Source organism: Streptomyces sp. ISL-96 (assembly GCF_018614035.1).
GTDB lineage: Bacteria > Actinomycetota > Actinomycetes > Streptomycetales > Streptomycetaceae > Streptomyces.
In genome coordinates, this window is sequence record NZ_JAGGPA010000053.1 from 24,838 (window position 1) to 32,865 (window position 8,028).

The 8,028-nt window shown below is 70.6% G+C and carries 7 protein-coding genes; 4 read left to right on the plus strand and 3 right to left on the minus strand.

The features are described 5' to 3' along the window. The first annotated feature begins 86 nt into the window (after positions 1–86). On the plus strand, positions 87–869 hold the full coding sequence (locus tag J7E96_RS28585; RefSeq protein WP_215135333.1) for a TSUP family transporter: 783 nt from the start codon (positions 87–89) through the stop codon (positions 867–869). Positions 870–881: 12 nt separating this feature from the next. Here the strand turns inward: J7E96_RS28585 and J7E96_RS28590 are convergent, their stop codons facing one another. From J7E96_RS28590 to J7E96_RS28600, 3 genes are all read right to left on the minus strand, one after another. Beyond that, entirely contained in the window at positions 882–1,514 is a 633-nt protein-coding gene (locus J7E96_RS28590) for a class F sortase (protein WP_215135335.1), read from the minus strand. Positions 1,515–1,642: 128 nt separating this feature from the next. After that, positions 1,643–2,239 (minus strand): hypothetical protein, encoded by a 597-nt coding sequence (locus tag J7E96_RS28595; RefSeq protein ID WP_215135338.1) that lies wholly within the window; start codon positions 2,237–2,239, stop codon positions 1,643–1,645. A 280-nt stretch (positions 2,240–2,519) separates the two neighbouring features. Continuing rightward, the gene (locus tag J7E96_RS28600) at positions 2,520–3,344 is read right to left on the minus strand and encodes an aminotransferase class IV (RefSeq protein WP_215135340.1); all 825 of its coding nucleotides are present in this window, start codon (positions 3,342–3,344) and stop codon (positions 2,520–2,522) included. Positions 3,345–3,425: 81 nt separating this feature from the next. Here J7E96_RS28600 and J7E96_RS28605 point away from each other — a divergent pair, with 81 nt between their 5' ends. From J7E96_RS28605 to J7E96_RS28615, 3 genes are read left to right on the plus strand one after another with little or no spacing between them, the layout of a single operon-like run. Continuing rightward, positions 3,426–4,070 (plus strand): NADPH-dependent FMN reductase, encoded by a 645-nt coding sequence (locus J7E96_RS28605; RefSeq protein ID WP_215135342.1) that lies wholly within the window; start codon positions 3,426–3,428, stop codon positions 4,068–4,070. A gap of 16 nt (positions 4,071–4,086) precedes the next feature. Continuing rightward, on the plus strand, positions 4,087–5,826 hold the full coding sequence (locus J7E96_RS28610) for an ABC transporter ATP-binding protein (protein ID WP_215135345.1): 1,740 nt from the start codon (positions 4,087–4,089) through the stop codon (positions 5,824–5,826). Further along, positions 5,823–7,739 carry an ABC transporter ATP-binding protein gene (locus tag J7E96_RS28615; protein WP_215135348.1) on the plus strand — a complete coding sequence of 639 codons (1,917 nt, stop codon included), beginning with the start codon at positions 5,823–5,825 and terminating at the stop codon, positions 7,737–7,739. Before J7E96_RS28610 ends, J7E96_RS28615 begins: the two co-directional genes overlap by 4 nt. Positions 7,740–8,028 lie beyond the last annotated feature (289 nt).

Below are 8,028 nucleotides of genomic sequence, written 5' to 3' on the forward strand. Positions count from 1 at the left end.
CCGTCGGCCACCGGAACCTCAGATGTGGCTCAACTCTCCAGGGATTGATGGACGCCACACCCATCCCCTCCCTTAAGTTGGCGAGCGTGCCCGACATATCGCTGACCACGCTCGTCGTCCTGTGCCTCGCCGCCGCCGCAGCCGGCTGGATCGACGCAGTGGTGGGCGGTGGCGGGCTGCTGCTCCTGCCGGCTCTGCTGCTCGGCCTCCCGCAAGTGCCCGCCGCGCACATCCTCGGCACCAACAAGGCAGTGGCCATCGTCGGCACCTCCGGGGCCGCGGTGACGTACCTCCGCAAGGCGCCGGTGAAGGTCGGGACGGCCGTACGGATCGGGCTCGCTGCCGTCGCCGGCTCCATGACCGGGGCTTTCTTCGCCGCCGGCATCAGCAGCGACGTACTGCGCCCGGTCATCATGGTGGTGCTGCTCGGCGTCGCGGCCTTCGTGCTCCTGCGGCCCTCCTTCGGCCGCGCCGCCGACGACGTGAAGCCGCCGGTCACCCGGGCCCGTACGGTCACCGCCATCGTCCTCGTCGGCGGCGGCATCGGCTTCTACGACGGCCTCTTCGGACCCGGTACCGGTACGTTCTTGGTTCTGGCGCTGACCGCCGTGCTCCACCTCGACCTGGTCACCGCCTCCGCCACCGCCAAGATCGTCAACGTCTGCACCAACGCCGGCGCGCTCGCGATGTTCGCGTACCAGGGAACCGTGCTGTGGCAGCTCGCCGCGCTCATGGCGATCTTCAACCTCGCGGGCGCGATGGCGGGCGCGCGGATGGCGCTCAGGAAGGGCAGCGAGTTCGTGCGCGGGGTGCTGCTGGTGGTGGTCTTCTCGCTGGTCGCGAAGCTGGCGTTCGACCAGTGGACGTAGGGCGGGCCGCGCCTAGCGCACCGCCGTGAGGTGCGCGTACGCCACCACGTTTCCCCGGTAGCCGGTCTTTTTGGAGAACGTGCCGCCGCAGGTGATCACCCGCAGCTCGGCCTGCCCGGAGGCCGCGTACACCCGCTGCTCGGGGAAGTTCTCGCTGTCGTACACCTCGATGGCATCGATCGTGAAGACGGCGGTACGCCCGTCCCTGCGCTCCACCTCGATGGTGTGGCCCCTCCGCAGCGCGCCGAGGTTGTAGAAGACGGCCGGTCCCCGCGCGTTGTCGACGTGCCCGGCGATGACCGACGTGCCCTCGGCGCCGGGCGGGGTGCCGTCCTTGTACCAGCCGGCGATGTTGCGGTTCCCGGCCGGTGGTACGTCGAGACTGCCGTCGGGGGCCAGGCCCAGGCGCATGACGGGCGCGTCCACCCGGACGGCGGGTATCCGGATCCGTACGGGCTCGGAGGGCCGCAGCGGCTGAGCCGGCGGGACCGTGCTTCTCGGGACGTGCTCGGACCCGGCGGCGAACGCCTCGGCGGACGACGGGCGGGGCGGGTCCTGACCTGCTGCGCCGTTCTGGATCAGCCAGACGCCGGTGCAGATGGCGATGGCGACGAGGCCGCCCTTCGTACGCCGGTCATCCGTCATCGCTGTTCACACCTCCAGTGCAGCCGGCCCGGCCGTACGCCCCGCGTGCCCCCGCGCGGCTCGGGGCCAGGGCGGAGGCACGGGGAGCTCCGGGAGTACGGGTGACAGGGCGGCCGGGGGCCGGCCCGTCAGCGCTCCCGCGTGCCGCTCGCCCGGCGACGCAGGAACATCCAGGTACCGCCGACGGCGGTGGCGGCCAGCACGGCCACACCCGCCGCGATCTGGGTGGTGTCGGAGCCCGCGGTCCCACCGATGCCGGTCTTGACGTGGCCGGTGGGGTGCGTGGGCTTGTGGGTCGGGGTGTGGTGCGTGGGTCCGGGCGGCTCGATCGGCTCGTGCGGCTCGATCGGCTCGTGCGGCGAACCGGCGGTCACGGTCAGGGTGCCCTGGGCGGTGTTGCCGTTGTCGCAGGCCACCGCGATGTCGTGGGTTCCCGGCGGGGCGTCCGGGGGGAGCTTGAACTCGCCGGTGACGACCTCTTTGTGGGTGGCGGGCTGGAGGGGGAAGTCGCCCGCGCCGACGGAGTTGGCGTCGCCCGTGCCGCCGCTGTCGGAACCGCAGGCGGTGGTGTTCACCGTGATGGTCGCGCCGGGGCCGGCGGTCGCCGGATACACCTCCAGCGTGTGCTCCGGAGTGTCGTTCTCGGCGTACGCCGGACCCGCGCCGAGGCCGCCGAACGCGGCGGCCGCGAGCGCGGTACCGGTCAGCAGTAGTGCAGGGCGCATGGTGATCCTCCCGGACGCGTCGGTACGGCACTCCCTCCGAGATAAGTGGCCGCACGGGCGGGGCGCCTGCCGAGCGCGGGCCAGATTGCCTGCCCCTGGGCCCGCGCCACGCCGCGGGCGCACGGCGTCCGCCCAGGTCAGCGCGGGGGCGAGGGGTGGTGAGGCGGTCACCCCGCCACTGCGCACCGAATGGGTGACGGATGGCCTGCGGGGTGGGCTGAAGTTTTGCGGCCAGGGCCGCAAATCCAGCCCCAGCCCGCACCCGACCGCCCCCGCCCCCTCAGACCGCCTCCCACGGCGTCGCCTCGTACACCGATATGACTGTCGTCATCAGCTCCTCGTCGACCGCGAACTCCGTCTCGTCGATACGCCGCACCGCAGCGATCCCGTTCGAGTTCGTAACGAACGCCGCCCGATACGTGGCCAGCCCCTCCACCGTCACCCGCCCCCGCACCGACGGCAGCCCGTGCTCCGGAAGCCGGCGTTCCAGCAGGGCCATGGTGACGCCGTGCAGCGACGGCGCGTCGGGCCAGACGACCGAAGTGCCGTCGTAGAAAGCGACATTGGTGATGGCGCCCTCAGCGACGACCCCACCGGGACCCGTCAGCAGCGCCTCGTCGAATCCCTCGCGCCGCGCGAGGTGCCCGTAGTGGGTCTGGGCGAAGCTGCCCAGATGTTTGATGTGCGGGAAGGGGCGCTCGTACGGGACCGACATCAGGGCCTGCGGCGCCGACGGCATGGTGGCGGACGGCCGGACAGTCACCATGAGGGTGGCCGCCTCGGCCCCCGGGGCCCAGTACACGTACACCCGCACCGCGGCGTCCCGCATCCCGGCCCCACCGAGCGCGTGCCGTACCCGCTCGCGCACCAGCTCACCGTCGAGCCCGGCGCCGAACACCTCCTGGGTAGCGGCGTCGAGCCGCGCGAGGTGCAGGCGCAGGCCGCGCACTCCGCCGTCCCTGACCTGCATGGCGGTGAAGTGGGCGTAACCGCCGTACAGGGTGGGGACGAGGAGGTCGTCCGCGGTGGCGGCCGGGCGGCCGTCGACCTCGATGTAGGGAGGAGCGGCGGCGGGCGCGGGAGATGGAGGTGGAGATGTGGCCATGCGACCACCGTAAAGGCGAGTTGAAAGTTCCCTGCCGGGACGGCTTGACCTCAATCTTGGTTGAGGTACGAGTCTTTCCGCATGGACATCACGACGCACGAATCAGCCCAGGTCGGCACATCTTCCACCGCCAGTTCCGAAGCGCGCGCCCCGCGACTGCGCGTCGCCGTCATCGTCGCCAGCAACCGCGAGGGCCGCTTCGCCCCCGTCATCGCCGACTGGTTCGTCTCCCGGGCCGCCGAGCACGACGACCTCGACATCGACGTGATCGACGTGGCCGGCATCGACCTGCCGACCGCCCTCTCCTTCAACCCGTCCGACGGGATCAAGGCCGCCCTCGCGCAGGTCTCCCCGCGGCTCGCCGCCGCCGACGCCTTCGTCGTCCTCACCCCCGAGTACAACCACTCCTTCCCCGCCGGCCTCAAGAACCTCATCGACTGGCACGGCAGCGAATGGCACGCCAAGCCCGTCGGCTTCGTCTCCTACGGCGGAATGTCCGGCGGCCTGCGCGCCGTCGAGCAACTGCGCCAGGTCTTCGCCGAGATGCACGCCACCACCATCCGCGACACCGTCAGCTTCCACGGCCCCTGGTCCCATTTCGACGAGGACGGACAGCACAAGGACCCGTCCGCCCCCAACACCGCCGCCAAGGCTCTCCTCAACCAGCTCACCTGGTGGGCGCACGCCCTGCGCGATGCCAAGTCCGTCCGTCCGTACACCGGCTGAGGGCGGCGCACACCCCATGCTGATCCGACTTCTGCGCACCCGACTGCGCCCCTACGCCCCCACCATCGCCCTGGTCGTCGTACTCCAGCTCGTCCAGACCCTCGCCACCCTCTACCTCCCCACCCTCAACGCCGGCATCATCAACAACGGCGTGCTCACGGGCGACACCGGTTACGTCCTGTCCACCGGCGGCGTCATGATCGCCGTAACCCTCCTCCAGATCCTCGCCGCCGCGGCCGCCGTCTTCTTCGGCGCCCGCGTCGCGATGGGCGTCGGCCGCGATCTGCGCTCCGCCGTCTTCTCCCGGGTGCAGGACTTCTCCGTACGGGAGGTGGGCCGCTTCGGCGCCTCGTCGCTCATCACGCGCACCACCAACGACGTACAGCAGATCCAGATGCTGACGGTGCTCGGCCTGACCATGCTGGTCGCCGCCCCCCTCATGTGCGTCGGCGGCATCGTCATGGCCGTCAGCCAGGACGTCCCGCTCGCCGCCCTGCTGCTGATCTTCGTGCCGCTGCTCGCCGGCGTCGTGGGCCTGATCGTCCGCCGGATGCCGACCCTCTTCCGCGGCATGCAGAAGCACGTCGACCAGGTCAACCGGATGATGCGGGAGCAGATCACCGGCATCCGCGTCATCCGCGCCTTCGTCAAGGACGAGCACGAGCAGCGCCGTTACGCCGATGCCAACGCAGAGCTGATGGGCGTGGCCCTGCGGGCCGGGCGCCTGATGGCGCTGACCATGCCCGCGGTCGTGGTGGTGTGGGAGCTGGCGACCGTCGCGGTCATCTGGGTCGGCGGCCACCGCATCGGATCCGGCGAGCTCCAGATCGGCTCGCTCATCGCCTTCCTCTCCTATCTGATGCAGATCCTGATGGCCGTCATGATGACGACGTTCCTGATGATGCAGGTGCCGCGCGCGGCGGTCAGTGCCGAGCGCATCGGCGAAGTCCTCACCACCGAGTCCAGCGTCGTAACGCCCGCCGCGCCGGTCACCGCCCTCAGCGAGAAGATGCGCGGCCGGCTCGACATCCGCGGCGCCGACTTCAGCTACCCGGGCGCCGAGGAACCGGTCCTGCGCGGCGTCGACCTGACGGCGCGCCCCGGCCGTACGACCGCCGTCATCGGCTCCACCGGCAGCGGAAAGACGACCCTGCTCGGCCTCGTGCCGAGGCTCTTCGACGCGACGGGCGGCGAGGTGCGGGTCGGAGGTGTCGACGTACGGGACCTCGACCCGCAGGTGCTGTCCCGCACGGTCGGGCTCGTACCGCAGAAGCCGTACCTGTTCTCCGGGACGATCGCGTCCAATCTGCGGTACGGAAATCCCGACGCCACGGATGAAGAGCTGTGGCACGCGCTGGACACCGCGCAGGCCAAGGGCTTCGTCGAGGCCATGGCGGAGGGTCTGGACGCGCCCGTCGCCCAGGGCGGCAGCAACCTCTCCGGCGGGCAGCGTCAGCGCATCGCGATCGCCAGGGCGCTGGTCGTCAAGCCCGGTATCTACCTCTTCGACGACTCCTTCTCGGCCCTCGACTACGCCACCGACGCGGCGCTGCGAGCGGCACTGGCGCGGGAGACGGCCGACGCGACCGTCGTCATCGTCGCCCAGCGCGTGTCCACCATCCGGGGCGCCGACCGGATCGTCGTACTCGACGAGGGCCGGGTCGTCGGCACCGGCACGCACCGGGAGCTCATGCGGGAGAACCACACCTACCGGGAGATCGTCCTCTCCCAGATCTCCGAGGAGGAAGCCGCATGAGTACGGACCGTACTGTTCCCGGCACCGGCACCGGCACCGGCACCGGCACCTCCGCCGTGCCCGAGCGCAAGGGCCCGGCCCCGCAGCGGGGCGTGCCAGGCACCCCCGCCGCCCCGCCGCTCGAACGGTCCCTCGACTTCCGGCTCTCCGGCCTGCGCCTGCTGAAGACGATGGCTCCCGAGCGGCCCCTGCTCCTCGTCCTCCTCGCGGCGGGTGTCGCGGCCGTCGCTCTGGCCGTACTGAGCCCGAAGATCCTGGGCCACGCGACGGACCTCGTGGTGGCAGGCGTCACCGGCCGCCCGGCGGGCATCGACTTCCGGGCGGTGGGGGAAGTCCTTGCGTTGGCCCTCGCGGTGACGATGGGCTCCGCCCTCTTCATCTGGGTGAAGCTGCGGCTGGTGATGGTGGTCGTGCAGCGGGTCGGCTACCGGCTGCGCGAGCAGGCCGAGACGAAGCTGGCGCGACTGCCTCTGTCGTACTTCGACAAGCAGCCGCGCGGCGAAGTCCTCTCCCGCACCACCAACGACATCGACAACATCACGCAGACCATGCAGCAGGCCTTCGGTCAGATGCTGCGGGCGCTGCTGACCATCGTGGGCGTACTGGCGATGATGTTCTGGATCTCGCCGCTGCTGGCGCTGGTGGTGCTGGCGACCGTGCCGGTGTCGGTCTTCGGAGCCGTGGTCATCGGCAAGCGTGCGCAGCCGCAGTTCGTCAAGCAGTGGGCGGTGACGGGCAGACTCAACGGCCACATCGAGGAGATGTACACGGGGCACGCGCTGGTGAAGGTCTTCGGCCGCCGCGAGGAGGCGATCCGTACCTTCGAAGAGCACAACGAGGCGCTGTACGCGTCCAGCTTCAAGGCGCAGTTCATCTCGGGCGTCATCCAGCCCGCGATGTCGTTCATCGGCAACCTCAACTACGTCCTGATCGCGGTGATAGGCGGCCTGCGCGTAGCGTCAGGGTCTCTGTCGATAGGCGACATCCAGGCCTTCATCCAGTACTCGTACGAATTCAACGGACCGATCACGCAGGTCGCGGCGATGGCGAACCTCCTCCAGTCGGGCGTCGCCTCGGCGGAGCGCGTCTTCGACCTCCTCGACGCGGAGGAGGAGTCGGCGCCGCCGGCTTCACCTCTGCGGCCTGCTCGCCTCGCCCGTCCCACCGGAAAGGTGACCTTCGAGAACGTCGCCTTCCGCTACGAGCCGGCCAAACCCCTCATCGAGGACCTGACCCTGAAGGTGGAACCCGGCCAGACGGTCGCCATCGTCGGCCCGACGGGCGCGGGCAAGACGACGCTGGTGAATCTGCTGATGCGGTTCTACGAGGTGACGGGCGGCCGGATCACCCTCGACGGCACCGACATCGCCGCCATGACCCGCGAGGACCTGCGGTCGGCCATGGGGATGGTCCTCCAGGACACGTGGCTGTTCGGCGGCACGATCGCCGACAACATCGCGTACGGCGCGGCAGGCGGCGACGTCCCGGTCCCGCGCGAACGGGTGGTGGAGGCGGCAATGGCGACGTACGCCGACCGCTTCATCCGCACGCTGCCCGACGGGTACGACACGGTGATCGACGAGGAGGGCGCGAACCTGAGCGTGGGGGAGAAGCAACTGCTCACGATTGCCCGGGCGTTCCTCACCGAGCTCTCCATCCTGATCCTGGACGAGGCGACGAGCTCGGTGGACACCCGCACGGAGGTCCTTATTCAGCGCGCGATGAACTCCCTGCGCGAGGGCCGTACGTCCTTCGTCATCGCCCACCGCCTCTCGACGATCCGCGACGCGGACGTAATCCTCGTGATGGAGGACGGCGCGATAGCCGAACAGGGCACGCACGAGCAACTCCTGGCGGTGGACGGCGCGTACGCCCGCCTCCACGCTGCGCAGTTCGCGGCGGCGGGGGTGTGAGGGCGGGGGCGGGGTCGCAAACCAAGGCTTGCTTCTGGGGGTTTCGGGCCGTCCCGGGCGCTCGAGTGTCGGTGGGCCGTGACGGCGCGTCAAGGGCGCTCCTGCGTCGCGTCGCTGCGCGAGAGCCCTTCGGGCTCCCCTTGACCCGCCGCCCCGGCCCACCGCTAACGCTTGTACGGGGACGGCCCCAAGGAAAAGGCCCACACCGGGGCTCCGGGGAGTGGCGCGGGTCGGCTCGGTGGCTGTCGGGTGAGTGGGTGGGGCGCATGAGGTCTAGGCCCGGACTTCG

What these genes read in the sequence shown, in the direction of transcription:
- J7E96_RS28615 (WP_215135348.1), top strand. Translation starts at nt 5,823, where the DNA reads ATGAGTACGGACCGTACTGTTCCCGGCACCGGCACCGGCACCGGCACC.
- J7E96_RS28595 (WP_215135338.1), bottom strand. Translation starts at nt 2,239, where the DNA reads ATGCGCCCTGCACTACTGCTGACCGGTACCGCGCTCGCGGCCGCCGCG.
- J7E96_RS28590 (WP_215135335.1), bottom strand. Translation starts at nt 1,514, where the DNA reads ATGACGGATGACCGGCGTACGAAGGGCGGCCTCGTCGCCATCGCCATC.
- J7E96_RS28600 (WP_215135340.1), bottom strand. Translation starts at nt 3,344, where the DNA reads ATGGCCACATCTCCACCTCCATCTCCCGCGCCCGCCGCCGCTCCTCCC.
- J7E96_RS28610 (WP_215135345.1), top strand. Translation starts at nt 4,087, where the DNA reads ATGCTGATCCGACTTCTGCGCACCCGACTGCGCCCCTACGCCCCCACC.
- J7E96_RS28605 (WP_215135342.1), top strand. Translation starts at nt 3,426, where the DNA reads ATGGACATCACGACGCACGAATCAGCCCAGGTCGGCACATCTTCCACC.